General features: G+C 44.5%; 26 protein-coding genes and 2 pseudogenes. 16 read left to right on the top strand and 12 right to left on the bottom strand.

Annotation, left to right across the window (positions count from 1 at the left end):
* Window positions 1-36 precede the first annotated feature (36 nt).
* Together AB4583_RS13000 and AB4583_RS13005 are read left to right on the top strand one after the other, a co-directional pair.
* Entirely contained in the window at window positions 37-342 is a 306-nt protein-coding gene (locus tag AB4583_RS13000) for an NIPSNAP family protein (protein ID WP_050634768.1), read from the top strand.
* Between the two features lie 81 nt (window positions 343-423).
* On the top strand, window positions 424-1,197 hold the full coding sequence (locus AB4583_RS13005; RefSeq protein WP_372117615.1) for a viroplasmin family protein: 774 nt from the start codon (window positions 424-426) through the stop codon (window positions 1,195-1,197).
* A 195-nt stretch (window positions 1,198-1,392) separates the two neighbouring features.
* Here AB4583_RS13005 and AB4583_RS13010 read toward each other — a convergent pair whose 3' ends face one another.
* Window positions 1,393-2,541: a glycosyltransferase family 4 protein gene (locus AB4583_RS13010; RefSeq protein ID WP_017070272.1), complete on the bottom strand. Its 1,149-nt coding sequence runs from the start codon at window positions 2,539-2,541 to the stop codon at window positions 1,393-1,395.
* Window positions 2,542-2,855: 314 nt separating this feature from the next.
* On the opposite strand from AB4583_RS13010, the gene AB4583_RS13015 reads away from it, so the two are divergent.
* From AB4583_RS13015 to AB4583_RS13035, 5 genes are all read left to right on the top strand, one after another.
* Window positions 2,856-3,782, top strand: a complete 927-nt coding sequence (locus AB4583_RS13015; RefSeq protein ID WP_017062218.1) for a glycosyltransferase — start codon at window positions 2,856-2,858, stop codon at window positions 3,780-3,782.
* A gap of 16 nt (window positions 3,783-3,798) precedes the next feature.
* Entirely contained in the window at window positions 3,799-5,235 is a 1,437-nt protein-coding gene (locus tag AB4583_RS13020; protein ID WP_372117618.1) for a lipopolysaccharide biosynthesis protein, read from the top strand.
* Window positions 5,236-5,371: 136 nt separating this feature from the next.
* A complete protein-coding gene (locus AB4583_RS13025) occupies window positions 5,372-5,704 on the top strand; it encodes a hypothetical protein (RefSeq protein ID WP_017062216.1) in 333 nt (110 codons plus the stop codon).
* Window positions 5,705-5,802: 98 nt separating this feature from the next.
* On the top strand, window positions 5,803-6,417 hold the full coding sequence (locus tag AB4583_RS13030; RefSeq protein WP_372117621.1) for a LysE family translocator: 615 nt from the start codon (window positions 5,803-5,805) through the stop codon (window positions 6,415-6,417).
* Window positions 6,418-6,568: 151 nt separating this feature from the next.
* Window positions 6,569-7,003, top strand: coding sequence for an N-acetyltransferase (locus AB4583_RS13035; RefSeq protein WP_017062214.1), 435 nt, complete (start codon window positions 6,569-6,571; stop codon window positions 7,001-7,003).
* A 74-nt stretch (window positions 7,004-7,077) separates the two neighbouring features.
* On the opposite strand, the gene AB4583_RS13040 is transcribed toward AB4583_RS13035, so the two are convergent.
* The 4 genes from AB4583_RS13040 to AB4583_RS13055 all read right to left on the bottom strand — a co-directional run bounded on the left by AB4583_RS13040 (window position 7,078) and on the right by AB4583_RS13055 (window position 10,299).
* A complete protein-coding gene (locus tag AB4583_RS13040; protein ID WP_017062213.1) occupies window positions 7,078-7,545 on the bottom strand; it encodes a DUF3429 domain-containing protein in 468 nt (155 codons plus the stop codon).
* Window positions 7,542-8,087 (bottom strand): glutathione peroxidase, encoded by a 546-nt coding sequence (locus AB4583_RS13045; RefSeq protein WP_017062212.1) that lies wholly within the window; start codon window positions 8,085-8,087, stop codon window positions 7,542-7,544. The genes AB4583_RS13040 and AB4583_RS13045 overlap by 4 nt, the downstream gene beginning before the upstream one ends.
* An 84-nt stretch (window positions 8,088-8,171) precedes the next feature.
* On the bottom strand, window positions 8,172-9,515 hold the full coding sequence (locus AB4583_RS13050) for an AarF/ABC1/UbiB kinase family protein (RefSeq protein ID WP_017070278.1): 1,344 nt from the start codon (window positions 9,513-9,515) through the stop codon (window positions 8,172-8,174).
* A gap of 397 nt (window positions 9,516-9,912) precedes the next feature.
* Window positions 9,913-10,299 carry a thiol-disulfide oxidoreductase DCC family protein gene (locus AB4583_RS13055; RefSeq protein WP_017062190.1) on the bottom strand — a complete coding sequence of 129 codons (387 nt, stop codon included), beginning with the start codon at window positions 10,297-10,299 and terminating at the stop codon, window positions 9,913-9,915.
* Between the two features lie 162 nt (window positions 10,300-10,461).
* Here AB4583_RS13055 and AB4583_RS13060 point away from each other — a divergent pair, with 162 nt between their 5' ends.
* Window positions 10,462-11,019, top strand: a complete 558-nt coding sequence (locus AB4583_RS13060; RefSeq protein ID WP_017065247.1) for a DUF1439 domain-containing protein — start codon at window positions 10,462-10,464, stop codon at window positions 11,017-11,019.
* A 216-nt stretch (window positions 11,020-11,235) separates the two neighbouring features.
* Here AB4583_RS13060 and AB4583_RS13065 read toward each other — a convergent pair whose 3' ends face one another.
* Both AB4583_RS13065 and AB4583_RS13070 read right to left on the bottom strand, forming a co-directional pair.
* Window positions 11,236-11,394 (bottom strand): hypothetical protein, encoded by a 159-nt coding sequence (locus AB4583_RS13065; protein WP_198926809.1) that lies wholly within the window; start codon window positions 11,392-11,394, stop codon window positions 11,236-11,238.
* A 286-nt stretch (window positions 11,395-11,680) separates the two neighbouring features.
* Window positions 11,681-12,892 carry a carbohydrate porin gene (locus AB4583_RS13070; RefSeq protein WP_017039122.1) on the bottom strand — a complete coding sequence of 404 codons (1,212 nt, stop codon included), beginning with the start codon at window positions 12,890-12,892 and terminating at the stop codon, window positions 11,681-11,683.
* 250 nt (window positions 12,893-13,142) lie between these two features.
* Between AB4583_RS13070 and AB4583_RS13075 the strand changes: the two genes are divergently transcribed.
* Both AB4583_RS13075 and AB4583_RS13080 read left to right on the top strand, forming a co-directional pair.
* Window positions 13,143-13,295, top strand: coding sequence for a hypothetical protein (locus AB4583_RS13075; RefSeq protein WP_158008372.1), 153 nt, complete (start codon window positions 13,143-13,145; stop codon window positions 13,293-13,295).
* Between the two features lie 180 nt (window positions 13,296-13,475).
* Window positions 13,476-14,384 (top strand): LysR family transcriptional regulator, encoded by a 909-nt coding sequence (locus tag AB4583_RS13080; RefSeq protein WP_372117626.1) that lies wholly within the window; start codon window positions 13,476-13,478, stop codon window positions 14,382-14,384.
* Window positions 14,385-14,443: 59 nt separating this feature from the next.
* Here AB4583_RS13080 and AB4583_RS13085 read toward each other — a convergent pair whose 3' ends face one another.
* Entirely contained in the window at window positions 14,444-14,830 is a 387-nt protein-coding gene (locus tag AB4583_RS13085; RefSeq protein ID WP_017069637.1) for a hypothetical protein, read from the bottom strand.
* A 17-nt stretch (window positions 14,831-14,847) separates the two neighbouring features.
* On the bottom strand, window positions 14,848-16,509 hold the full coding sequence (locus tag AB4583_RS13090) for an amidohydrolase family protein (RefSeq protein WP_017069636.1): 1,662 nt from the start codon (window positions 16,507-16,509) through the stop codon (window positions 14,848-14,850).
* Between the two features lie 435 nt (window positions 16,510-16,944).
* Here AB4583_RS13090 and AB4583_RS13095 point away from each other — a divergent pair, with 435 nt between their 5' ends.
* The 5 genes from AB4583_RS13095 to AB4583_RS13115 all read left to right on the top strand — a co-directional run bounded on the left by AB4583_RS13095 (window position 16,945) and on the right by AB4583_RS13115 (window position 21,051).
* Window positions 16,945-18,507, top strand: coding sequence for a glutamate synthase-related protein (locus AB4583_RS13095; protein ID WP_372050954.1), 1,563 nt, complete (start codon window positions 16,945-16,947; stop codon window positions 18,505-18,507).
* A gap of 325 nt (window positions 18,508-18,832) precedes the next feature.
* Window positions 18,833-19,354: an NADPH-dependent FMN reductase gene (locus AB4583_RS13100; protein WP_017069634.1), complete on the top strand. Its 522-nt coding sequence runs from the start codon at window positions 18,833-18,835 to the stop codon at window positions 19,352-19,354.
* Window positions 19,355-19,518: 164 nt separating this feature from the next.
* Window positions 19,519-19,968 (top strand): redox-sensitive transcriptional activator SoxR, encoded by a 450-nt coding sequence (soxR, locus tag AB4583_RS13105; RefSeq protein WP_017062186.1) that lies wholly within the window; start codon window positions 19,519-19,521, stop codon window positions 19,966-19,968.
* A gap of 146 nt (window positions 19,969-20,114) precedes the next feature.
* A complete protein-coding gene (locus AB4583_RS13110) occupies window positions 20,115-20,495 on the top strand; it encodes a VOC family protein (RefSeq protein ID WP_372117630.1) in 381 nt (126 codons plus the stop codon).
* A 136-nt stretch (window positions 20,496-20,631) separates the two neighbouring features.
* Window positions 20,632-21,051 carry a globin gene (locus AB4583_RS13115; RefSeq protein WP_017065249.1) on the top strand — a complete coding sequence of 140 codons (420 nt, stop codon included), beginning with the start codon at window positions 20,632-20,634 and terminating at the stop codon, window positions 21,049-21,051.
* 111 nt (window positions 21,052-21,162) lie between these two features.
* On the opposite strand, the pseudogene AB4583_RS13120 reads toward AB4583_RS13115, so the two are convergent.
* Window positions 21,163-21,414 (bottom strand): annotated as a pseudogene (locus AB4583_RS13120) (DUF481 domain-containing protein); the annotation flags it as partial.
* Between AB4583_RS13120 and AB4583_RS13125 the strand changes: the two are divergent.
* A pseudogene (locus tag AB4583_RS13125) lies at window positions 21,407-22,219 on the top strand (sulfatase-like hydrolase/transferase); the annotation flags it as partial. The pseudogenes AB4583_RS13120 and AB4583_RS13125 sit on opposite strands and share 8 nt — an antisense overlap.
* Before the next feature lie 56 nt (window positions 22,220-22,275).
* On the opposite strand, the gene AB4583_RS13130 reads toward AB4583_RS13125, so the two are convergent.
* Together AB4583_RS13130 and AB4583_RS13135 are read right to left on the bottom strand one after the other, a co-directional pair.
* Entirely contained in the window at window positions 22,276-23,313 is a 1,038-nt protein-coding gene (locus tag AB4583_RS13130) for a LacI family DNA-binding transcriptional regulator (protein ID WP_372117634.1), read from the bottom strand.
* A 199-nt stretch (window positions 23,314-23,512) separates the two neighbouring features.
* Window positions 23,513-24,598 (bottom strand): porin, encoded by a 1,086-nt coding sequence (locus tag AB4583_RS13135; protein WP_372117637.1) that lies wholly within the window; start codon window positions 24,596-24,598, stop codon window positions 23,513-23,515.
* Window positions 24,599-24,606: the final 8 nt, after the last annotated feature.

The following is a 24,606-nucleotide window of genomic DNA, read 5'->3' on the forward strand; positions in this document are numbered from 1 at the left end:
TTTGTGTTTCTCCTATTATTTAAGGGCTGTATAAATATGATTACTTGTTATGTTCGATATGTGATTGATCCTAAAAAGGTAAATGAGTTCGAGACATACGCAAAAATGTGGATTCCTCTGGTTGCTAAATTCGGGGGCCAACACAATGGTTATTTCTTACCGTCGGAAGGGGCGAACAATATTGCCTTGGCGCTGTTTACCTTTGAAAGTTTGGCTGCCTATGAAGAGTATCGGATTAAATCGTTGAACGATGCTGAGTGTATTAAAGCGTTTGAATTTGCAGACGAAGTTGATTGCATCGTGAGTTATGAACGCAGCTTTTTTAGACCTGTTTTAGAGTGATAGACCTTGCAACGTATAGCGTGGTGGCATCTAATGTACTGATTCACTGTTTGTGTGTTTAGGTTTTGGTAAGGAGTTAGTTTGGCTAAGAAATATTATGTGGTTTGGAAAGGTCGCACACCGGGTATTTTTACCACTTGGAACGAGTGTAAATCCCAAGTCGATGGTTTCGCTGGTGCGAGATATAAATCGTTTCCAACACTAGACGAGGCTGAGTCTGCTTTCGGTGGTAAAACGTCGTCTGCGTCAGGTTCTACTGCGACAAAGCCAAGCTCTGCGGGTAAGTCGACGAAAGCTAAGGTGCCGCCTCTTTCGGAGCAGCAAATCACAGATATGCCTTTTGATATCAAGATCTTTACCGATGGTGCGTGTGAACCAAACCCTGGTGAAGCAGGGACGGGGTTAGCGGTATACCAAAACAACCAATTAACCGAATTGTGGTATGGCTTGTATCAACCTGTTGGTACCAATAATACCGCTGAGTTGCATGGCCTTAAACAGGCGTTTTTGCTCGCAAAAGAGAAGCTAAACGCGGGTCTGTCTGTAGCGATCTATTGTGACTCTAAGTACTCGATAGATTGTATTACTAAGTGGGCAACGGGTTGGGAGAAAAAGGGCTGGACTAAGTCGGGCGGCGAGATCAAAAACCTCGATATTATTAAGCCTGCGTATGCGCTCTACCAAGAGCTGGCTTCAAAAATTACCATCTACCATGTGAACGGACACGTTGGTATTGAAGGTAACGAATTGGCCGATAGAATGTCGATTGTGGCTATTTCATCGAAAGAGCAGGAGCTAGCTCAATATCGTGACATCGAAGATCTTGAGTCTATTTTGGCGCTTCGAGCCGGCTAGCTAGGCTTCTTAATGAAAAGCTAATAAAAGTTACTGAAAGCCTAAGGCGCCACCAATGGGCAGTGCTAAGACGAGCGTTACATTTCAAATTGATGTAGCGCTCTTTTGTTTTTGTGGTGCTCCGTTTTCTTATGGTGCATAGTCGTTCTTGTGAGACGCAGCAGCCCTTGCGATGCTTACTGCCTGAGTTCATCCTTATTGAGCAGGGTTCTCTATCCAACGAGATAATTGCTGAGCTTGTTTGATCGAATTAAAACTGTCTTTCACTCTCTCACGTGCCTTTAAACCCATCGATGCTTTATCGTTGCTGCTTAGCTGCGCGAAACGCTCAATCGCTTCTCTTAATTCTTCCACGTTTTTTTCGCTAACCACAAAGCCTGTCTCTGGTGAGACGATCTCTTTGCATCCCATGATGTTGGTGGTAATGACTGGTGTTCCCACAGCCATCGCTTCTTTTAAAACCAGAGGCCCTGTATCCACACATCCGGTTTCGGAAAAACAGAAGGGCGCGATTAGGCTGTCATAGTTCGATAGTTTTTCTTTTACCCATTCGTGAGGTTTCGCTCCAAGAAAGGTCACGTTTCGAGTGAGCCCTTGCTCTTTGACCTGTAACTTTAATTGTTGCTCTAAATCGCCAGTACCGATGATATCGAGATGAATGTCGAGAGGTTCGGCAATCGGCGCCAATGCATCAATAAGATGGTGGATACCTTTTTGCTCCACTAATCGGCCAAGGAAAATAAAGCGAAGTTGCTTCGTTTCGGTTTTTGGGTTGAGTTGGAACTGTTTGGTATTAACTCCGCAATGCAGGAGCTTAATGTTTCCTTTCGCCATGGTATTGAAGTCAGCAAGCATGTCTTTACACACTGCAACCACAAAATCACTCGATGAGATTTTATGTTCAATGTCATAAGCGAACTCGTAAACATCATGACCATGAGCAACGAACGAGCAGGTGATATTCAGCAGTTTTGCCGCGACGATGGCGTGTGCTGTAGTGTGCTGACAAAAATGCGCATGAACGTGTTCGACGTCGCTTTCCGCAAGTTGTAGCGCTAATTTAAAACCATAAGCGAACAGTGACTTTTTGGGCATACTGGTTTGCTTAGAAATAAATGAGACAGCCTTGATGAACCCTATCCAGTTAATGCTGGCGACTTTACCCATCCGAACATTTTTACCTATTTCGACAATGTCGTAGTCGAACTGTTTTTCGCTGTTTTCAATTTTGAACGTCATTACACAAACATCGTGCCCACACGCTTTCACAGAGTCGACTTCTGTTTGAATGAAGGTCTCACTGAGTACTGGGTAGGTTGGCGCCACAAATGCTACTTTCTTCATTCCTTACTCCTCAAATCCATATGACTAAAGCTATCAAGCCAAGGTAATAACCAATAAAGCAAGATACGAACCAAGATCGAATCGTAGCTTTGGAGGGCTTTCGATGGTTTTCCAAAGGTTATCCCCCCAGAAGTCGCTCATTTTCTCAAATTGATAATCAAATTGGAGTTTTGACGCTTATGTCTGATCACCCTGTTCGTCATTTTGAGAGTGTCTGCGTAGGCGACTGATCTAAAAGTGATTTCATAGCAATACACTCTCGGCATAGAACCTGCAACGTCAGCCATATAACGTATAATTCTGAGGGCGTCATTATGGCTAAAGTAAGTGTTGTTATCCCTACCTACAACTGTTTGGATTACCTGCCGAAGGCAATTGGCAGTGTACTCAAGCAGACTCATCAAGATGTTGAGCTGATTGTCATTGACGATAACAGTAACGATGGAACGTCGACGTATCTTGCTTCTATAGACGATGAACGCATTATTACGTTGTCCACATTGGGTGTTGGTGCGCCTCAAGCGAGAAACCTAGGGATTGAAAAGGCGACCGGTGAATACATCGCTTTTTTAGACGCAGACGATTTCTGGTTTCCTGAAAAAATTGAGCGCCAACTCGAATTTCATCAACGTTACCCTGATCTCGCGATGAGCTTTACTAACTACGAGCATCTTACTGAAGATTACCAAGTAATAGTCGACTGCTTTAGTTACTGGTCGCAGTTTCAAGATCAAGATGAGCTGTTCATCAATATCGAGAACCCGTTGGAGTTCATCATAGAAAATAACGTGATTGGAACATCAACGGTCATGGTGAAAGCGGATGTGTTTTCTCAAACAGACAGTTTCAATGCTGACATCAAGTATGGGGAAGATTGGGAACTGTGGCTTCGAATGAGTGAAAACCATCAGATCGGTGTGTTGAACTCGGTGCAGGTTGGCTACTTGATGAGAGCGAGCTCTGTTACCCAAACTGAAAGTCTTAAATTGAGAAATTTGCAGTCTATAGAGACTATTCTTCAACATTACCAAAATGACAGTCAACGATGGAATCTACCCACTTCTAGCTTCAAAATCGCAAAGGCGAGAATACTGGAAGGTTATGCTGACTATTATCGAGGTTTACAACAGAATAGACAGGCTATTGCCTACAGTTTCCGTTCTTTGGTCATGTCACCTCAAAAACGCACATTGCGACACCTAATTGGAGACTGTAAAAGTTTCCTAAAGCCAGCTTGGTAAGGAAAAGGTGACGACTATGGGTTCTTTAAAGCAGTCGGTTTACTACGCCATCGGTATATTAATGATGAAAGGGATTTCATTGGTGATGATCCCGTACATTACGCACAATATGACGTTGGCAGAGTATGGTTCCTTAGAAGCCATTGTCTTGCTGGCAGACATTGGGACGATATTGTTCAGCTTCGGTATTGTCGATGCCATGTATCGTTATGTGGGTGTCGCCGAAGGTGATGAAAAGCAAAAGCTCGTCTCGAACTGCTTCACATTGAGCGTGCTGGTGTGCGTGCTTGGGGGCGCCTTGATTGCCCTCAGTATGCCGTTGTTAATCTTAATGTTGCCAGTTGAATTCCAGCCTTACCAGATACTGCTTCTGCTTATTCCTACCATGCTCGATGGGGCGATTTCTATCCCGCTAACGCTGATGCGTATGAACGCGATGGCGAAACGTTTTTGCATGCTCAATGTGTTGAAAGCCGGTGTTCAAGCCATCATGACTTTTGTTTTGCTTGAGGCTGGATACGGTATAGATGGCGTGTTGATTTCAGCTGCGGTATCCAGTGTGTTGCTAATGGTTTGTTTAGTGCGTTATCAATGGCAAGAGATGGGATCTTTTGGTTGCTTCAAATACTCGGCGAAGATCTTAAAATTCGGACTGCCCGTTCTGGTTGGCGGTGCATCAATGTATATGATCATGGGGCTCGACCGCTGGGTAATGGCAAGCTTCGTCGGTGTCGAAGAACTCGCGATTTATGCGGTTAGCGGAAAGTTCGCGTTGATTCTTGGTTTGCTTCTGCAGCCTTATGCTCTGTGGTGGTTTCCAAACCGAGTGGCCATGTTGCAACAACCTGATGGTAAGAAAGAGTGTGCGGACAGAGCGCTAGTCGGTGTTAATCTGGCCATTGTATTCGGTTGTTTGATGATCCTTACTGTACCTGGTTTTATTACTTTGATTTTGCCAAGCAGTTATCAATATGCAGGCACGATTGTCGTGGCACTCTTGGCGATTGGTGTGATTAAGAACGCTGGGGATTACCTTAACCTTGGCTGTTTCAGCGGTCACTCAAGCCAATCGCAAATGTGGATACAAGGCGGGTGTGCGATTCTAGCTGCGATTGGTTATTTTGTTGTGACACCGATTTATGGAGTGTGGGGCGTTGTGGTGGTGCTTTGTGGCACTTATGCCGTGAGACTGTCACTGCTCTATATCGTGAGCCAAAAAATGGAGTACTTGCCTTACGAGCATCGTAAATGGATGACAGCGCTGAGTATCGCCATACTTGCCATCATTAGTGATCGAGTTCTTGCCTTGGTGCTGGTTGATGTTCATGATTTTGTTTTAGGCAGTTTTGTGGCGATAGTGACGTTAGTGGCCTTCATTCGATACTCTGTTATCCCAGTTCCACAGGCGCTGCTTGATAAGTTTACGTTAGGCAAGCATTCACATGTGAGTTGAATTCATGTCATCCAAGCTTTGGGCTTTCTAATCGGCATTCTTAGATATCATAATTCCTGTCAATAAAACACTGTTCATAATACTTCTGATTAGATAGTATTTATAAATTCAGTGAATATTAACGATGGAAAGATATATGAATAAGTGGATGCTGCTCCTTTCTCTGTTTTCAGCTGCCTCATACAGCGCCTCTGAGTTTTCAAGTGAGGGTATTACTGCTCCCGACTTCAATTCACCGGATTTCAAGCCGCCTGAAGTTTCCCAACAGGAGCAACACAATATCGTTTGTGAAAGTGTCGTTTGTAATTCAATCTCGCGATCGCAGCCAGTTCCTGAATTGGGCGAAGTACCGGATAGAGAGCCGAATAAAACATTAGAAACGATAGCGAGTGCGATTTTCATCGCGGGCGAAATTGGTATTGCAGAGAATTTGATTGAACCAGACGAAGAGCATTATATTGTAGAGTAATGGTTAATTAAAATGGCGGCATGTGAAGCGGTAAATACAGAGCTTTCTGCATTCGTTCATTGATTAAATATTTACGAAGTTTTTAACAAGGACGAAAAATGGAAATCTGGAAGTTAATGCTATTCATCCCCGCTTGTTTTGCGCTCAACATGACTCCGGGCCCAAACAATTTGTTATCAATGAACAACGCCCGTTGTTACGGATTTCAGGCCGCCTTTGTCGCAGGCCTAGGAAGAATCCTCGCTTTTTCTGGCATGATTGCTTTGGCTGAATCTGGCTTAGCGGTTGTGCTTTATACTTCTGAAACGCTGTTTTTCCTGATCAAACTATTTGGCGCGATGTATCTGTTGTGGATCGCGTTCAACCTATGGCGCTCACACGCCAGTCCGGTCGTGGATATCGAACGAAATAAGAATTGGTTTGGTCTGTTTAAACAAGAATTTGCACTCGCTGCTGGCAATCCAAAAGCGATACTCATTTTCACTGCATTCCTTCCTCAATTTGTCGATGTTTCAGCGAACGTAAATACTCAATTCTTTGTTTTAGGTAGCACCTTTCTAGTGTTAGAAATGCTCGCGATATCGATCTACGCGGCATTTGGCTTATACCTCAGAAACTGGTTCTCTAAGCCACAAATGGCAAAACGTTTCAACAAAGCGTGCTCGGTTTTTCTTGCGTTATCTGGCGCAAATTTGTTGGTTATTCGACAGTAAAACATAAGTAACCTAATCTACTCCTCAGGCGTTAGTTAAGTGGCATCTTCGTTAAGGTAGTTCGTAAGCCTTTAGGCTGTTGATATATTATTAATAGCACCTTTGAGTTTGCATGTTTAAACTTGAGGTTCGGTTTAAATGAGGTCTATCTATGAATGTTGTTTGTGCGGAAAAACAAGAACTGGCTGATATCTACCAGCTTGAACATGCTTTGTTTGGCGCTCACGCCTATCCGCTGTTTTTCTTTCGTCAGGCCTTTGATTGCTGGGGAAAAGGTTTATTGGTTGCTAAGCAAGACTCAAAGATTGCTGGCTATGCCTTAACGACAACCACAGACAAGCAGAATGAGTTTTGGGTCCTCTCATTGGCTGTAGACCAGAATTATCGTGGCATGGGAGTTGGCCGGAAACTGATGCAACAGGCGGTTGAGCAGTTGCCTCGAGATGCTAGGCTTTTGCTCACTGTAGACCCAAATAACACATCGGCTCGTGCGCTTTATGCATCGATGGGGTTCGTTACCATCAAGCAAGAAGACAACTACTTTGGTGATGATGAGCCGAGGTTAGTGATGAAGCTCATCATCTAGATTGTTGCTAACGGTTTTTAACAAAGGCGCTTAACTAAATCAAAGGCTCACACTTCAAAGACAATCTCGTAGCTCTAGGTTAGCATCACGATACCGTGCATTAACACGACACTAGAGGTCAGCCGAGTCCTCATATCAAAGTAGCCATCAGGACCTTGGCTCTGGTTCTCTTCTCTCATCGTCCTTTCAGCTCGCCAAACCGCAATATAACCAAAGATGAGAATCAGAGTTGTCACTAGCTCTTTTTGTTCGCCAAGCAATACTGCCAGCCAAGCGATGAGCACAATCGCGTTGCTTATTAGCAGTGCTTTGTTACTTGATTGGCTTTCAAAGTTTTCGATGCCATTTGCCCACAAGATCCCTGAAAGAAAACTCAAAATTGCCACGCTGTAGGTGATGAACAGCGTTTCACCGCTTATCCCCATAAATTGGCTGTCGGTGAGCGAAAGGAGAAGACCGAATAAAAACGGAATTAACCCCATGTACCCCAGTTTGGCCATGGTGTTACGGGTTTGAGTTGTTGCCATGTAATCCGCCTTCATAACTGCTGCTCAATCGCGTTTTTGAGCGTGGCACTCACTGGAGATGTGGAGCTAGGGAAGGTGGCGACGACTTTACCTTCTTTACTGATCAAGAATTTGTAAAAGTTCCATTTAGGCGTTACGCCCGCTTGCTGTTGTATCTCTGTAAACACGGGGTTGGCGTTGCTACCAGACAGTGAAGCTCGCGCCATCATTGGGAAGGTCACGCCATAGTCTAGGTAACAAACCTTTGCCGTCTTCTCTTCGCTTCCCTTGTCTTGGCGAAAATCATTACTTGGGAAACCGATAACCGTGAAGCCTTGGTCTTTGTAGGTTTGATGAAGTTGCTCGAGTTGCTCAAACTGCGGAGTGAAGCCACATTGGCTCGCTGTATTTACCACCAATAGAGTTTTGCCTTGAAACTCATCGCACAAGGCGATTTCTTCGGTTGAGTTTAACAAGCGCTGTTTGCCATTAAGTATTTCGGGACAGCTCGCTGCAAAGGCGATGGAACTCGTGAGGCTTGTAATCAGTGCGGTTGAGCAAAGTAGTGAACATTTCATAGGGTTGGCTCATTTTAGTTGGCGTAATGGTTATTACTCTTGAGCACGATGAAATGATCACTTTGCGTATTATTTACTGTCTCATTAACTCGCGCTTTTAGTTGTGATTTTGCTCTCTGAGATAAGATATGGAGCGACCAAGCGACTGATATTCACTTTTGCACCAAGGCGAGCCGCTAATAGATACATGCCACCAATTTTTCGGTGTAGGAACAGCGCATCGGCGGGCGGCGTATGCCAATACTCTTGTTCCATGCTCAAAATGGTGCCTGCTTCACGAAGCCTTTGTGCCAATCCACTGGCTTTGAAGTCGTACTCTTCGTCAACTAACATCGGCTCACAGGCCATCTTCACTAGATTTAGAATCGCTTGGCGTTGTTCGGGAAGAATTGTCTCGCTAAAGAATCCTATTTGCTCTAAAGCTCGGTTGAGCACTTGCTCATCGTTGTTAATGACAGAGGAAAAGGCCAAGCGATAACCCTCGCTGAAGCGGTCACTGTACTCACGGGTTGCTCCGAAATCTAATAAGCCAATTTGTCGGGTGTTTTCAACATAAAGGTAGTTGGCGAAATTGGGATCGGTTTGCACCATCTTAAAATCGAACAACTCTCTGAACAGAAGCTCCAGTAAGCTGTGCATTACAAAGTCACGTGTGCTTTGGTCGTAACTTTCGATTTGCTCTATCGAGACGCCTTCGATGAAGTCCATGGCGAGCACCGATTCTGAAGAGACTTGCGGATGAATCTTAGGTACGACGAAGTGAGAGTATTCTTTCAATGCATCATGGTAACGAGTTGCGTAATCAGCTTCGCGAGCATAGTCTGCTTCATCGTGGAGCTGTTTCTTTGCCTCTTCTAACAAGCCTTTGTAGTCGACCGACTTTGGTATCAAGCCAACAATATTGAGCAGCGTGCCCACGTTATCTACATCACTGTCGATACTTTTTCTAATGCCGGGGTATTGGACTTTGACTGCGAGTTTGTCCCCAGCATCACTATAGGCTTGGTGAACTTGTCCGATAGATGCACTGGCGATCGGTTTAAAATTGAAGGACAGGAATTCGGTTTTCCAATGGTTCCCGAGCGAGCTTTCTAACACTTGATTGAGCTGTTTTGTTGGCAGTGGATCGGCATCGGAGCGCAGGCGAGAGAGAATGTCGGCTAACTCTGGTTCTAAGACATCACCCGCATCCATTGATAGCATCTGTCCTAACTTCATAGCCGCACCGCGCAGGTGTGCGAGTTGATCGGTCAGGCGAGCAATGTTTTGTGGCGTTAACAGTAAGTCTTTTGCTTTGGGCCTGTTGCCTTGTGCAATTTGTTTGGTGCCTTCCGTTAGCACGTTACCCGCGACTCTTGTCGCCAACGAAGCGAACTTACTGAATCTAGAAATTCGATGTGTGGGAAGGTTTCTCTCTTTTGCCGACATAAAGGTTCTCTCTGGGAATCAGGGTTGATACCAATCGTAGTAAATAACTGTTCACCCTAGCTTGTTAAAAATCTCGATAAAGTCGTTAGATTTTTTGATTGTAGAATAACTACTTATCGAAACTTCTTGTCGAAAAGAGCCGCCTTGTTCTCAAGCTTTTTTCCTGCGCTATTTCTTGACACTTACCTACTGTGATTGGTATGACTACAAAGCTCTATCAATCATTACACAACCGCATGTTTTGTTGTGCTAACTTGTCGCGTGGAACAGTAAACAGAATTAAAAGGACAAAGCATGAAATTTATTTGGTTGAAAGTGGCCGTTACGGTATTGGTGTTCGCAGCCCTATTTGGCATCGTTTACTACAAAGTCGCCAGCGGCATGTCTTAACTCAACACTATTTTGTGCAGCTGTTACCGTTGCAACGTGATTTTCCGGTTAGCCAAAACGAAATCTTATATCGATTTTTGGCAAACCGTAGATAACACCAATCTGCCATTGGCTTAAAAATCGCCCAACGTAACGGGGCATACAGCCAACCCTTTCCTACTAGCTTCCACGCTTGGTAAGTCACGTCTAAACCGAGCAGCAGCTTTCCGTTTTCGTCCAGTGCATGCAAGATTGTATTGGCTGCCTCGGCATCTATTTGCGGGTAGTTTGAAAACGCTTCACTGTAGATATCGACGGTCTGAATCTGATCTTTGGAATCAGACTTAGTCAGTGCTGCCATCTCTTTTGCACAAAGTGGACAGGTTCCATCGTAAAATATCGTTAATGCAGTCATTGTTTTCCTTACTATTTTCGTCAATTCTCATTGATACGACATCACCATTTAGGTGGATCATTCTGCCCAGTTATCCGACACTGTTATTGTGACAACCAATTTACAGTATCATCTCGAGGTAACATCCGTTCCATGCATTTAAAAAATAAGAGCCTATCTCCAATGACAACAAAGTTAATGAACCGTTTGATTATAGCTGTGACAGCCCTGATGCTCAGTGGTTGTGTTAGCTACAGTATTACCGAGCAAGAAATGACGAAGTACCTTGAAGACTCAGTGATGCTAGAACAAGAGGTTGGTGTACAAAGTGTGATGTACGCACAAGTGGCTGTGGATGATCTAGAAGTGCAAATTGGTCGAGCCGATGCACAACGCGTGTCCGTGTTGGCGAATACCAATGCAAAAGTTCAAGTGTTCAATATGCCTAATATGGGGTTGGATTTAGACTTAGAGTTCAGCGCGATTCCCGAATACGACAAGGAGAGTGGCGAGGTGTATCTAAAGTCGCTGCGACTAGAGCGCTTTGAAGAAAAAGGCAAACAGCTTTCGCCTGAAATAGAGACACTACTCAAACCAGCTGTATCGATGATAGGTTTTGCTTTGTCCCAGTCTCCGGTTTACAAACTCGACAGCAACAAGGTTCAAGAGTCGTTGATTAAGTCATCGGAACCCAATCTAGTGATTAAAGACAATAAATTGGTTATCGAATTGTTTGATTAGAGGCTTGTTGTATTAAAGGTTGACTAGTTTTTGCCTGAGTACGGAGTAACTTGTTATTGTGTACTCGGGCTGAGGTTAATTCACTCTTCTGATTGTTGTTCGATAAAAGCCATTAACCAGCAACTTATTTGGTGCTAGGGCATTCAGTCGAGATGTCTCCAAACTTTTGTTTATGAACATTGATTGTCAGATCACTCGGTTTACTCCAATCGATGATTAACTTAAAAACATGTCGTAATCAGAATTTGGCCATTCTGGGATTGGGTAAACGTTATCAAAGCGATGCTTAATCAAAGTAACAAGCACTTCAATGCTGATGTGTTCCCACGCCAGTAAAAGATCTGCATTACGGTATTTATCTAAGAATAACTTCAAAGTCATTCCAACCATATTGTGTGTTGATGGGCATGCCATATTGGATCGCAGTTGGAGCAATGGTTACCAAGGCCGTCATCTGGCTTTTCGGCATGTCGAACAAGAATAATTCGTTGTACTTGATCGTTACTTGTTTTTTCTGCTTCCGCAGTCGCAGTATTACAAGCCATACCTAAGAGTATCGCCAAGAATATTTTTACTTTCATTTTTTACTCGAAATTTATTTAGCACTCCTGCAAGGTTAATAACGATATTTTCCTTAATATCATTTGTACGTGTGTTTAATTTAGAACTCGAATTTTGCTTTTAGGGCAAATACCACATCGGTTTTATTCTGGATTAAATTGATGTTGTCGAAGCCATTGGTCAGATCAACCGCGGTGTGATTCAGAACTTGCACACTTGGAGAAATTTGCAGCCATGGTGTGATTTGAGCTCGGTAATACGCTTCAGTTGTATATTGGTCGTCTAAGTCCAACCCTTGCGTTGTGCTCTCCATTGGGCTTGCCCAGTTAACTGCCAGTCCAAACATGTCTTGGTTTCTCTGTGCAGGAATGTAACCAAAGCCGGCGCTTACTGAGGCGTCATACATGGCTCCGCCATCTTGAGCCCATCCAGCCCTAATGAAAGGCAACCAACGTTCAGCCACTAAACCTGATAGAGACAGGTTGATACCGTAACCTTCATCATCGTTTCCAACTGCGTCACGCTGCCATAGGCTGATATGAGCATTGCTGATGAACAGCATATCTTTACTTGGTGTCCAACCGAGTTCTAAGCTTTTCCAAGTGGCCCCTGTGTCAAAGAGCTCTTTGGCTCCTTCAACTAAGTCAGAAGCGTTGCCTTTAGCATCAAGAATACTGGCCGAGCCATAAATGCTATCTGAGAAAAAACCGCCGGCCATAACACCCAGTGCACCATCAGGCAATCCACCAATCGTTCCACTTCCGGAAGTAAACACACCACTGTTGAAGTCATTCCATGGGCTAGCTAACGCATAAAAATCGGTGTAATCCGTCATGTCTAAGAAACCGGCGTAAACCACCATCTGTTCTTGCAGTAGAGATTGACGCCAAAATAAATGAGTGGTTCTAAAGCCTTGATCACCATATAAGGAGTGAGCAAAACCTAAGTAACCGAGATCGGCCAAACCGTATTCTTTCGGGGAGTTTTCTGTGTATTTATGTCGATGTTCAAACTTGAATACAATTCCGCCTTTGTCTCCATCTTCTGTCTCTATAAGATCCCATTGACCAAAGACTCTTAATGCTCCTGCCGCAGCAGATGCATCCCCAAGAGGATCAATCGCTCCCATACTCAGCATGTTGTAATCCATGCCCAACTGTAAGCCATGCTCTTTTTGAAGGTTTTGCTTGGTTTCATTCCATGAATCGTAATGTGAACGCGAAGTCGAGGACTCTACTGACATTACTTCAGCGGTTGTTGCCCCTGATGCCAATATCAGAGCAATCGTTGACATATTCAAAAGATGTTTCATTTTAACCTCTTAGTAATTACGACTCAGCTTGGTTAATCAAATACGCTGAGTGCAAAAATAATGATGTATCTACTTTAGGATTGGATGACTGAACTTGATTGTTACTTCGCCATAAGTGTTCTCAACTCTAAGCTCTCCCCAGCGAGATTTATCTTGTGATAAAGGTGTTGCTAGACGGAGTGTTGTTTTCAAGGTGCTGCTTTCAAGATCGCCGTCGAAATATGTGTATTCCGGATTGAAGGTGAAAAAAGTGCCATCGTCGCCAGTTTTTAACGTTCAGGAATGCCGCAGCAGTACCACCAATCGCGGTTTGGTTGTTGATGCCAAATCCACCGCTTTGGATAAAGTCTTCTTTGTATTCGTATCGGTATTTCACATAGGTTGTTTAGATAAGCCGGAATGATATAAACGTTTAATGGAAACTCAGAATTGCTATTGTCTGACGTGATCAGACAAACTATTTGAACCTTGTTGGTTTTTTTTGAGGTGGAAGTCGTAACCTATGCATGTTCTGTCTATACTCATCACGTCAAAGTGATTGATTTGAAAGTAATAAAGCATTATTTGAATATTGGAGTCATCTATGAATTTCAGCCTCGAGCAACTCTCCACCTTTGTGACGGTTTACGAGCAAAAATCTTTTAGCAAGGCTGCCGCTAAGCTAGATAAACACCGTAGTACCATCGGGCAAGTTGTTGTCAATTTAGAGGATATTCTTGATGTCGCACTCTTTGAGCGCAAAGGTCGCAGTGTTGAAGCAACACAAGAAGGTAAATTACTTTACCGCTATGCCAAGCAAGCCGTTGAGCAGCTAAAAGCCTTTGATAAAATAGCGCTCAACATCTCCCAAGGCGAACCAGAAACCATAAATATCGGTTATCTAAGCTTTATGCCACAGCTCATTTTGGCTGATATCAGAATGCAATTACAAAAAGACTTTCCAGGTTGTCGAGTCAATATGCTGGTCATGAATAAAAAGGAGATTGAGCAGGGGATTGAAGATGGGACACTGCACTTCGGTTTTTTGAATGCTCATGAGAGTAGGGCGATGAATAGCTTTCACGCGGTTTACCTAGAAACCCTTACGCTGCTCCCATTCGCAAGTAAAGGCAGTGAACTGAGTAAAACGCCACCAAACGAACTGTTCTCTAAGTTAAAAATATCTAAGCAGTTAATCTTGAAATCATTAATCGATGAAGGGATGGCAGATAAAGTCACCCTTTCTGCTAACTATGAGCTTGTTGACCAACTTGCGCTTGTGATCCAATTGGTTCGGCTAGACTTAGGTTGGGCGTTACTTCCTCGCTCTGTTATTTACTCTGAATTCGTGCAGCAAAATTTAATTGAGCTCAAGCCTACTGAGATTAAAAAAGGGTTAGAGATTCCCATTTCATTATGGAGCCCACACTCTTTGCACATTGAAGGGATAAGGGAATCTATCGTTACTGCTGCTAATGAATACATCCAACACGTTTATGATGAATACTTCTAACTTGGGTTTATTAGATGAAAAAAAAGCCAGTAAAAATCACTGGCTGTTATGAGGGCATATTAGTGCGCGTTAGGTAGATCGTCTCCAATCGCTTGTCGTAACTTCATCAGTTTCGTTCTTTGCCAGATATTCGTACTTGATATCTGAATCTCGAACTCTTGGTGTTCATCACAAAATATCGCTGATGGCAATTGGTCATAACTTCCGATCAAATCATCAAGTTGCACCTGAGACAAATTGGCGACATCTACGCCGACTTCGCTTACATATGAGGCCAGTTTACTCTCCTGAACTAACGTTGGCGCTTTCGGTTCTTTGACAGATATTTGTTGTCCTGTTTGTTTAAAACTAGACACATCAAATCCCATATCATCGATGCTAGTTGCACTTGTCGTTCCTGAAAACGAACCCGTGAGTAGCAATGCACATATAGCCTTTTTGATCATGATTACCTCACTTTTTTCTATAGTTGCGGATTGCCAGAGGCACCCGAGTCATCGATAGAAATCGTTGGTACTGTTAGGTTTTCCAAGAACTTTTCTTTGCTCAATCCTTCAAATCGCGATTCATCCGATGGTGTGTTACGAATGGGTTGGCCTGCCCATACTTTTTGGAACTCAGCTTCTTTAACCACTTGCTTACCATTTACGATGACATAAGAAATACCGGTTGTTGGATTGCCTTGTTCTTTGGCTTTGTAAGTCGCATTATCGGTTACGTTTTCTGGGTCGAAAATGGTGATATCCGCAACCATGCCTTCTTGCATACGACCACGAACTTTCATTGATTCAACACCCGCATCACCTAGATGCTTTGCTGCCCAGTAAGACGTTTGAGCAAGTGTGAATAACAATGGTACGCCTTCTTCACGTGCCATACGTAATACTTTGCCTCGAGTACCCGCAGTTCGAGGGTGACCTTGATATTCTGTTGGATCGGCATCCCAAGAATCAGTACCTAAACCTGAATAGATAGAATCTGCTGCAACGGTCATGTTTGGAATTTGTAGCCAGTATTTCATCCAATCTTTACGTGCAGGGCTAAACAGAACCACCAAGTGACCCGGTTCTTCAGCGGCAATGACCAGATACTCTTCTTTGGTCAGAAATTTATCGCGTGTTGGGTCGTACATCATTTCTTCATACTTCGCGTTGTACATCCCTTCCACAGACTCCGGTACAAGGAAAGATGAACCAATCGCAGTGGATGCCGCATCATATGGATAGTATTCAGACCACATCACTAAGCCTTTCTCTCGTGCAAGCTTTAGCTTTTCTTCTACTTCCCACCAACCGAAGTCGTTGTTGTGGAGCATCAAAAATGGTAAGTCGAGAAGCATCGCATTGGTAAAGATTTCGTCAAAACCCAGCTGTGCTTCTGGATTTGAAGGGTTAGCGTGAAAACGGGTATGTGATGATACAAATCGGTCCCAGTTTGCTGCGACTTTCATGGACTCGTACATCTCAAATGCCGTCAAACCATCTTTCATATAAGCGGTTGTTGAAGCTAGGTTCAATGCACCTTCTGCAAAGCCTTGATCAAGAACAGAAAGGATTTGGTTCATCTGCTCGATATCAGCTTTGGTCTCAGACCAGCCACTCACACCGTCTTTAGCCGCTTCAGTTCGAAGCGAGCCAAGAATCGTAGTTGCATCATGTGGGCCTGTAATTTTCACTTCAGGATCTAGGATTTGAAGACGAGCTCCTTCGTGGCTGACACCAGTACCGTAGTTCAGTGGCCATTTACCCGCTTTTTCTTCATACCACTCACCGACGCGAATCGCACCGACTTCCAGATCCATACCCGTTGTTACACCATCTAGGGCTGCAAGCTTGATAGATAAACCATCTAGCGAGTGAAAGTGGGTATCAATGAAACCTGGGGCAACCACTTGATTTGTTGCATCGATTGTCTCATCACCGTCGAGTTTTTCTGCCGTGATTTTGATGATTTGACCATCTTTGATCCCGACGTTTAATACAGCATCCAGCATGCTTTCAGGGTCCATCACTCGTCCATTCTCGATAACTAGGTCGTAATCTGCGGCAAAAGCACCTGACGCACCTAGGCACAATGCGATACTAACAAGTCCGCTTATGCGGCCTTTCTTGAATGATTTTTTCATGATTTCTCTCTTTGTTGCTGGAAAGGTTAAAGTGTTTACCTATTTCAGCTGAAATTAATTGTCGTACTGCCGTTTGTATTTCTGGCTTACCTTTGGAAGCTGAGATAATTCTAGCTCAATTTTTATATAACAAAATTTCAGTTTGTCTGATCTAACCCTACAAACTTAAAACTTGAGTTAATGATGAGAGCCTTGGTGTTGGTCTTTAAAAGTGGTTTTCCATTATTTAGACAGAATAGATATTGTTGAGGCATAAAACCAAGATATGAATATCAGCACGATGGCTATCGGTTTGATGGTGATTCAGGCTTTCGACTGGAGTCGCTTTACTTCATCCGTTTATTGAATTAGCCGCGTATCTCACCTTTACTTTATTCTTGCGAGCAAGTCATCGCTTCAGTCATCAAATCATAAAAAAGAAAAGGTGAACGAACTATGAAGAGTCCAGTAATCGCGGATAACAAACCCGTCAAAATCGAGCTGACAGAGGGAGAAGAGTATTACTTCTGTACCTGCGGGAAGTCGAAAAACCAACCGTTTTGTGACGGTTCTCATGCCGGTACGGGGTTCAAACCGAAAAGCTTTGTCGCCGAAGAGAGCGGAGACGCCTACCTTTGTCGCTGTAAGTATTCCAACAACCTTCCTTTCTGCGATGGCACTCATAAACAGTTCACAGCGGAACAAGTTGGGCAAGAAGGCCCGGAGGTTCACATTCAAGCGGCTGCGCCAGATTTGTCGCCAGCTGCGAGCGCAACCAAAGAAGAACCTACCGTCGAGTTTATTCATCAACTGGCGCGTGATGGTTTATCCAAGGTTGGACATCATGGGCCAATGACCTCCATGGGCGTTCCAAGACATCTATTGCCTCACTGGGACGATATTCAAGTGATGGTCGCGCAAATGGCCACCAAGCCTTTGCTGGAGAATATGCCCGTTGGAACTGAACTGATTATTGGCCCCAAAGCGAAGAAGCCACTCAAATTGGACATCTCTTTGTTTGTGTCTGATATGAGTTTTGGCTCGCTATCTGAAGAAGCAAAAGTCTCATTGGCGAAAGGTGCCGAACTCGCAGGGACGGGTATCTGCTCCGGTGAGGGCGGTATGTTACCCGAAGAGCAAGCGGCGAACTCTCGCTACTTTTATGAATTAGCCAGTGCTCAGTTTGGTTACGATGAAGCTAAGCTCAAAAACGTTCAAGCCTTCCACTTTAAAGGCGGGCAGGGTGCCAAAACCGGAACGGGCGGGCACTTACCGGGCGCGAAGAACATAGGCAAGATCGCGGAGGTGCGTGGCATTGAAGCGGGCACGGCAGCGATTTCTCCACCCACCTTTGTCGACCTTAACACGGTCGAGGATTTTAAAAAGTTCGCCGACCGTGTTCGAGAGGTGACAGGCGGTATCCCGATTGGCTTTAAGTTAAGTGCCAATCACATCGAAGAAGACATTCAGTTCGCGCTTGATGCCAGTGCCGATTACATCATCTTAGATGGGCGTGGTGGCGGTACAGGGGCGGCGCCAGAAATGTTCCGTGACCATATCAGTGTTCCCACTATTCCAGCACTCGCTCGCGCTAGAGCGTATCTCGATAAACAAGGGGTCAGTGACAGAGTCACATTGATCATCACGGGCGGCTTGCGCGTGCCGATGGATTTCGTAAAAGCGATGGCGCTTGGTGCTGATGGTGTCGCTATCTCAAACAGTGCCATGCAGTCGATAGGTTGTGTGGCGGCGAGAATGTGTAACACCAATAATTGCCCTGCTGGTATTGCAACTCAAAAAGCCGATTTACGTCAGCGTTTGAATGTCGAGAAAGCATCGAACCAGCTTAAGAACTTCTTTGAAGCCTCGACAGAATTAATGCAAGTGATGGCGAGGGCATGTGGGCATGATCATTTGAATCAATTTAACCCTCATGATTTGGCAACATGGAATCGCGAAATGGCCGAGCTATCCGGTGTCGCTTACTCTGGTGTCTGTCCATTAAATCACTTTAAGTAAATAATACTTCGATAGAGCACACTCAATGTATTTTGGGTGTGCTGACTTTTTCCTGTGTAATGCCAACCTATGTTAAACCTTTCATAATCAACTGCTTTATAAGTGTTTTTAAACTATTTCCTATATTTTGAAAATATCGCTTTACCTCAAGTTAACTTGAGGTTTTATCATCATCCCCAATCTAAAAACACAATCTATCACCTTGTCGCCTAGTGCAGGTTTTGATGTTATCAAACAGACGTTACGAATCTTCAGTTATGAATTTTGAGCTCCGTAATTGAAGTCATGAGTGCAAAAAGGTGAGAAAAATGAACAAGGATCAACAATGAAAGTATTAGCGATTGGCGCGACCAACAGTACAACATCAATTAATCAACAACTTGCAGCGTACACCGCAGGTTTAGTCGAAGGCGCGCAAGTCGAGGTGCTCGACCTTAATGATTTCGAGATGCCAATTTACAGCGAGAAAAGAGAGCAAGATTCAGGTGTTCATCAACACGCTCAACGCTTTTTTAGCAAGATTGGCGAAGCAGATGCTGTGGTCATCTCTTTTGCAGAGTATAACGGCTCATACACCGCAGCCTTTAAGAATTTGTTTGATTGGACATCACGAATCGACATGAAAGTGTACCAAGGCAAACCTGTTGTGATGCTCTCCACATCACCAGGCCCAGGCGGCGCAAACTCTGTGTTGTCGTCTGCGGTAAATTCGGCACCTTACTTTGATGCAGATGTGAAGGGGTCGATGTCGGTGCCAAGTTTCTACGACAACTTTAATGTAGAAACGGGTGAGATCATCAATGCCGAAATGGCCGAGAGCCTGAAATCGATCATGAGTCAGATTTAGAGAGCGAGAACACCACAATAAAACAAAGCAGCCATGTTCACGATTGCTTTTCATTGCGCCCGTTGTCAAAGTTTAAGGACATTAATTGGTTAAGGTAACAATAGGTCGCTACTCTAAAGTTAAAGTAAGCTTTAAATATTTATGATCTCAAGGATAGTGTCGTAATGAGAAACATCGTATACCTCACCATAGGCCAGTTGGCTGAGCGCAGTGGCGTGGCTCCTTCGGCGTTACGTTTTTACGAAACCAAGGGGTTGATTGCTTCGATTCGTACTAACGGAAATCAGCGCCGTTATCAGTCGGCGATGTTGAGACGAATTGCGTTGATCCAAGTCGCGCAGTCGATAGGCTTCACGCTGGAAGAGATCACCGAAGAATTATCGACACTGCCGATGAACCATACCGCGACTAAGCGAGATTGGGAGCGCGTTGCTAAGAAGTGGCAGGGGCAACTCGACAGTAAAATGGCGCAGATTAAATCGCTACAAGAGAACTTAACCGGCTGTATCGGTTGCGGATGCTTGAGTATGCAAAAGTGCAACTTGCTAAATCCTGATGATATCTTGCATGACCAAGGGCAGGGCGCACAACGAATTGTTGAACAGACTAACTGAGTTTCCGAAAGGCATGGAACAGCGAACTAAGTTTCAGGTGTTTGCTCAATGGGTTAAGCAACAGTTGTGACCGAATAGCGTGCCTAGACAAACACGAATTATAGGTCTAGTTTAGATGGTTCTTTCAATAAAAGAAGAGGTTAGTTATGTTCAGCCATGTTTTTCTCGGTACCGATGATATTGAACGCGCGAAGGCTTTTTATGACCCAATCATGAAAGTGCTTGGTTATAGCGAAGGCTCTGTTGATCCCAAAGGGCGCTGTGTTTACGTTAGCCAAACGGGTGTGTTGGGCTTAACGAAGCCGATTGATGGTCAGCCTGCGACTCACGGCAACGGTATGACGGTGGGTTTTCTTGCGTCTTCTCCTGAAGTTGTAGATGAGTGGCATCGAGTTGGCGTCAAAAATGGCGGTACCAGCATTGAAAATGGCCCCGGAGCGAGAGGTTCTGACGAGCGTCGCTTGTACATGGCTTATTTGCGAGATCCTGATGGAAACAAGATTTGTGCAACGCACTTTATGCCGTAGTTTACGTTATGCCATCGTTCATTTTATGCCACAGTGGCGTATACTTAGATCATATTGATGGTTCGGAGTTGGCTAAGTTGCGGCTCTGGACTTGTTAGCTTCCCGATAACTCAAAATTTTGCAAAGGACTGGCTAGATGAAACCGAACGAACTGTTTTATGAAAGTTTTGAGCGCTGCCGGATTGACCAAGAATTTCTCGAAACGTTTTTGGCGGATTTTTGCGAGCATAATCCAAGATTTTCAGAACGTTTTGAAAATATAGGGTTAGAGCAACAAACCAAGATGCTTAAAGCCTCGATCATTCTTATCTATAACTCTGCGGGTCTGCCGAGCGTACGAAACTCGGTAAAAAAGCTTGGGAAGCGACATAAAGATTTAGGAATGGATATCTCTGAGCAAGAACTCAACGAGTGGTTCAATTCGTTACTCAATACAGTTAAAAAATATGACCCTCACTACGATGAAAGCGTCGAACAAGCTTGGACAGAAACTCTCGAGGCCGGCTTAACTATCATGAAGAAAGAGTGCGTAGTTCCAAACACTGTGAATAACTAGGTCGTTGGTGGGTAGTTTTGCTTGTTCGTTAGTTAAAACCGGCATTAACTCTTGAAAGATTGACATTGTCAGGTAAGCCTAACGATATCAGGCTTACCTCTTATTGTTTGACTAGAAATGAGCAGCCCAACCAATCAGGAACCCTTGCGATGCGGTATCGTATTCAAAGGTGCCCTTGTTCTCGTAATCAACCCAAGTTGATTTGTAGGCAACATTTAAGTCAGACCAACTGTTTATCTGGTATCGCACGCCAGTTAAGAGAGATGAGGTAAAGTTGGTGTCACTACCAAGCCCTGCATCAATGGTTGCGTGAAACTTCCAATCCTTATTGATCTGCGTAATCCATCTCACACCTACTTGGTACTGTCCATCACGCGGTCACGTTTGGACGCACCTGTCACCTGAATACGAAGCGATGCTCGGTCAAAACGGTTGGGGACTCCAAGAAGTGGTCATGAAAGATCTTGATGATCACGTCGGTGAGATGATGGCGAAGATGGAAGAACTCGGTATTGCTGACAACACCATCATCATTTTCACTGCCGATAACGGCCCAGAGATCATGACTTGGCCAGATGGCGGTATGACACCATACCACGGTGAGAAAGGCACAACTTGGGAAGGTGGCGTAAGAGCCCCTGCATTGGTTAGCTGGCCGGGTAAAATCCCTGCGGGTACTGTAGGCAATGGCATCTTTGATGGTATGGACTGGTTACCCACTCTGGTCGCTGCGGCTGGTGGTCCAACGGATCTAAAAGAAAAACTGCTGAAAGGTCACGATGGCTTTAAAGCGCACCTTGATGGTTACAACCAAGTGGATATGCTGACTGAGAAAGGCGAGTCAAACCGTAAAGAGATCTACTACTACGAACGAGACAAGCTGCAAGCGGTTCGTGTTGGTGATTGGAAGGCGCATTTCGTGGTTCAGAATCACGGTTGGAGTGGCCCGAAAGAAGAGCTAAACGCGCCATTGCTGTTCAACCTGCGTCGTGATCCTTACGAGCGAGCAGCTGAAGAGTCGGGCATGTACCTAAAATGGATGGGACAAAAAATGTGGGCATTTGGCCCGGCACAAGCGGCTGTCCAACAACATCTAGCAACCTTCCAAGAGTGGCCTCCAGTGACGCCTGACTCTCCGGCAGAGAAGACCGGTGGTGTAGGTAACTAGTTAAATATCATAAAAAATCCCGCTCACACTGAGCGGGATTTTTGTTTGAAAGCGTCTTAACGTCGGTTCTGTTTTAGCGTCGTGTTTCGTTCAATGAACTTCACTGGCACCATCAGCTTAACCAAGCTTGTGTCTTGCTCTTGAATCTGGCTAACGACAATTTTCACTGATTCACGTGCAAGGCGTCTGAAATCTTGCTTGAAGGTAGTGAGTTGGTAGTTCAACCATTGAGTCTGTGGGATATCGTCAAAACCAATCACTTGAAGATCTTCTGGAATACGCAGGTTAAATTCTAAGCGCGCCACATCCATTACTGCCATCGCGAGGTTATCTGTCGCACAGAAAATCGCTTGAGGATGTGTGGGTTCTGAAAACAGAGTCCGAATGGTATCTAGAGCATCAAGGTAGTCATAGTCAGCTTCAATAACACGAGCTTGCTTGCCTGTTAGATCTTCGAATTCTGAGCAAAAGCCCGATTCACGCTCGCCGTTGGTGTAGGTTGGCACGTTACCTGTCAGGTAAACCGCTGACTTTGTTCCTACGCTATGTAAATGCTGAGCGGCGACTTGGCCAGCGGCGTAGTTGTCACTTATTACATGGCTACTCTTAGTCCCCTCAACTACACGAGCATACTGAACAATGGGGATGTTGAACTCTTCACACTCTTCATAAAGCGACTTATTAAAGGTCGCCGAAGCAGCAATTACGCCATCAACTCGGTATTGGAAGATATTAGGAATCGAGTGGTTGTCGTTTCCATCCACTTGCCAAGGAATCAATACCGCAGAGTAACCCTGTTTTTGTAGCTCAGTAGAGATAAGCTGCAGAGTTTTCATGTGGATAGGGTAGTCGGCATCTGGGAAAACTAAGCCAATCAATTTGGACTCATTTGTCGTCAGACTGCGGGCAAAGGCATTGGGACGATAGTTCAACGATTTTGCTGCATCGAACACTTTTTGCTTGGTCTTTTCAGACACTGAACTGCCCGGGACAAATACACGAGATACAGTTGATTGAGAAACGCCAGCAAGTTTAGCGACATCTTTAGAGGTGACGGCTGGCTTTGACGCCGTGGAGTGTTTTGGAGAGCTCATAGACCATATTTTTGAACCAAATTGATTGTGCATAGAGTAACATAATTAGGTACGTACTCAAAAATACAATATGCCATGATTGGATGAAAAATAAGGGTTAATAGAGAGTGTTGAATATTATTCTGGGTATGACCCAAAAAAGCTCTACGATAAATAGCAGAGCTTTGTTTAAAGAATTTATGAATCGACTAACTGGGCGTTAGAAGTAGTAACGAATACCTGCAGCGAATTGGTCGTCTCTGTTTTCGAATTTACCGCCAACGAACTGATCTTTACCTAGGTCGAATTGGTACTCAGTCCAAACTAGGAATTTGTTCTTCTGGAAGTGGTATTCAACACCAGGAATAAGCAGGTTACGCTCATAGCCATCTGTTTGGTCATCACGATCTTCCATGTAGTTGTAGTTCAACGTAGGGCGTAGGCCATTGTCGAAGTGGTAGTAAGTGTAGATTTCACCACCTAGGGTATCGAACATTACATCCGTACCGCCTTGGCTTACAGCTTCCCAGTTTTCGCCCACGTGGAAAGTGGCACCTGCGTAGAAGCCACCGTTGCTGTAGTTCGCACCCAATAGCATGATGCGCATGTCGTCGCCATTTTCTACGCCAACCACACCTGAGTCTAGGTCTGCAATTTCATTTTGGTGGTAAGCTGCACCAAGTGTTACACCATCAACCGGTTTGTAAGTGATTGACGCACCCATACCGTTTTTCAATGAAGCTGTCGCATTACTCGCTAGTGCCACTTCTTCACGTGTCGTTTGGTAAGTGAAGCCGTAGCTTACTTGGTCGTTGATCGAGTTACGGTAAGTAATGGAGTTTTCTGCTCGACCTGTACCAGATGCAATACCCCAGTCAGAAAGGTTGTAAACACCTGAGCCGCGAGTACCGAAGACACGACCTAAGTCGGTGTACCATGCGACGTCATAAAAAGTAGACCACTGCTTAGTACCTGCTGCGATCTTGCCGTATTTGTCGTGCTCTACGCCTGCGTATAGAAGTCGGTCGTAAATATTGTCGCCGTTAGCACCTGAGTTGTAACCCCATTCAGCATGGCCAAAGCCAGTCCAGCCGTTATCGAGTCCCATTTGACCTTTAAGGCCGAAACGAGAGCTACCGCTGTTCCACTCACCGTTGTGGTCGCCACCCTTATCTTGGTAACGAACGTCGAAACGACCGTCTAAAGTAAGGCTATCGCCCGCGTCATTGGTAAAAGTGTGTGCAGCAAAAGCAGAACCTGAGGTAAGTGCTGTCAGGATCACTGCTGAAAGAATCGACTTTTTCATTGTAATTC

It is taken from the genome of Vibrio sp. 10N.222.49.C12 (assembly GCF_041475025.1).
GTDB classification, from domain to species: Bacteria; Pseudomonadota; Gammaproteobacteria; order Enterobacterales; family Vibrionaceae; genus Vibrio; species Vibrio crassostreae_C.

Coding starts and splice junctions, on each gene's coding strand:
- AB4583_RS13000 (WP_050634768.1), top strand. CDS start 37: ATGATTACTTGTTATGTTCGATATGTGATTGATCCTAAAAAGGTAAAT.
- AB4583_RS13010 (WP_017070272.1), bottom strand. CDS start 2,541: ATGAAGAAAGTAGCATTTGTGGCGCCAACCTACCCAGTACTCAGTGAG.
- AB4583_RS13015 (WP_017062218.1), top strand. CDS start 2,856: ATGGCTAAAGTAAGTGTTGTTATCCCTACCTACAACTGTTTGGATTAC.
- AB4583_RS13020 (WP_372117618.1), top strand. CDS start 3,799: ATGGGTTCTTTAAAGCAGTCGGTTTACTACGCCATCGGTATATTAATG.
- AB4583_RS13025 (WP_017062216.1), top strand. CDS start 5,372: ATGAATAAGTGGATGCTGCTCCTTTCTCTGTTTTCAGCTGCCTCATAC.
- AB4583_RS13030 (WP_372117621.1), top strand. CDS start 5,803: ATGGAAATCTGGAAGTTAATGCTATTCATCCCCGCTTGTTTTGCGCTC.
- AB4583_RS13035 (WP_017062214.1), top strand. CDS start 6,569: ATGAATGTTGTTTGTGCGGAAAAACAAGAACTGGCTGATATCTACCAG.
- AB4583_RS13040 (WP_017062213.1), bottom strand. CDS start 7,545: ATGAAGGCGGATTACATGGCAACAACTCAAACCCGTAACACCATGGCC.
- AB4583_RS13045 (WP_017062212.1), bottom strand. CDS start 8,087: ATGAAATGTTCACTACTTTGCTCAACCGCACTGATTACAAGCCTCACG.
- AB4583_RS13050 (WP_017070278.1), bottom strand. CDS start 9,515: ATGTCGGCAAAAGAGAGAAACCTTCCCACACATCGAATTTCTAGATTC.
- AB4583_RS13055 (WP_017062190.1), bottom strand. CDS start 10,299: ATGACTGCATTAACGATATTTTACGATGGAACCTGTCCACTTTGTGCA.
- AB4583_RS13060 (WP_017065247.1), top strand. CDS start 10,462: ATGACAACAAAGTTAATGAACCGTTTGATTATAGCTGTGACAGCCCTG.
- AB4583_RS13070 (WP_017039122.1), bottom strand. CDS start 12,892: ATGAAACATCTTTTGAATATGTCAACGATTGCTCTGATATTGGCATCA.
- AB4583_RS13080 (WP_372117626.1), top strand. CDS start 13,476: ATGAATTTCAGCCTCGAGCAACTCTCCACCTTTGTGACGGTTTACGAG.
- AB4583_RS13085 (WP_017069637.1), bottom strand. CDS start 14,830: ATGATCAAAAAGGCTATATGTGCATTGCTACTCACGGGTTCGTTTTCA.
- AB4583_RS13090 (WP_017069636.1), bottom strand. CDS start 16,509: ATGAAAAAATCATTCAAGAAAGGCCGCATAAGCGGACTTGTTAGTATC.
- AB4583_RS13095 (WP_372050954.1), top strand. CDS start 16,945: ATGAAGAGTCCAGTAATCGCGGATAACAAACCCGTCAAAATCGAGCTG.
- AB4583_RS13100 (WP_017069634.1), top strand. CDS start 18,833: ATGAAAGTATTAGCGATTGGCGCGACCAACAGTACAACATCAATTAAT.
- soxR (WP_017062186.1), top strand. CDS start 19,519: ATGAGAAACATCGTATACCTCACCATAGGCCAGTTGGCTGAGCGCAGT.
- AB4583_RS13110 (WP_372117630.1), top strand. CDS start 20,115: ATGTTCAGCCATGTTTTTCTCGGTACCGATGATATTGAACGCGCGAAG.
- AB4583_RS13115 (WP_017065249.1), top strand. CDS start 20,632: ATGAAACCGAACGAACTGTTTTATGAAAGTTTTGAGCGCTGCCGGATT.
- AB4583_RS13130 (WP_372117634.1), bottom strand. CDS start 23,313: ATGAGCTCTCCAAAACACTCCACGGCGTCAAAGCCAGCCGTCACCTCT.
- AB4583_RS13135 (WP_372117637.1), bottom strand. CDS start 24,598: ATGAAAAAGTCGATTCTTTCAGCAGTGATCCTGACAGCACTTACCTCA.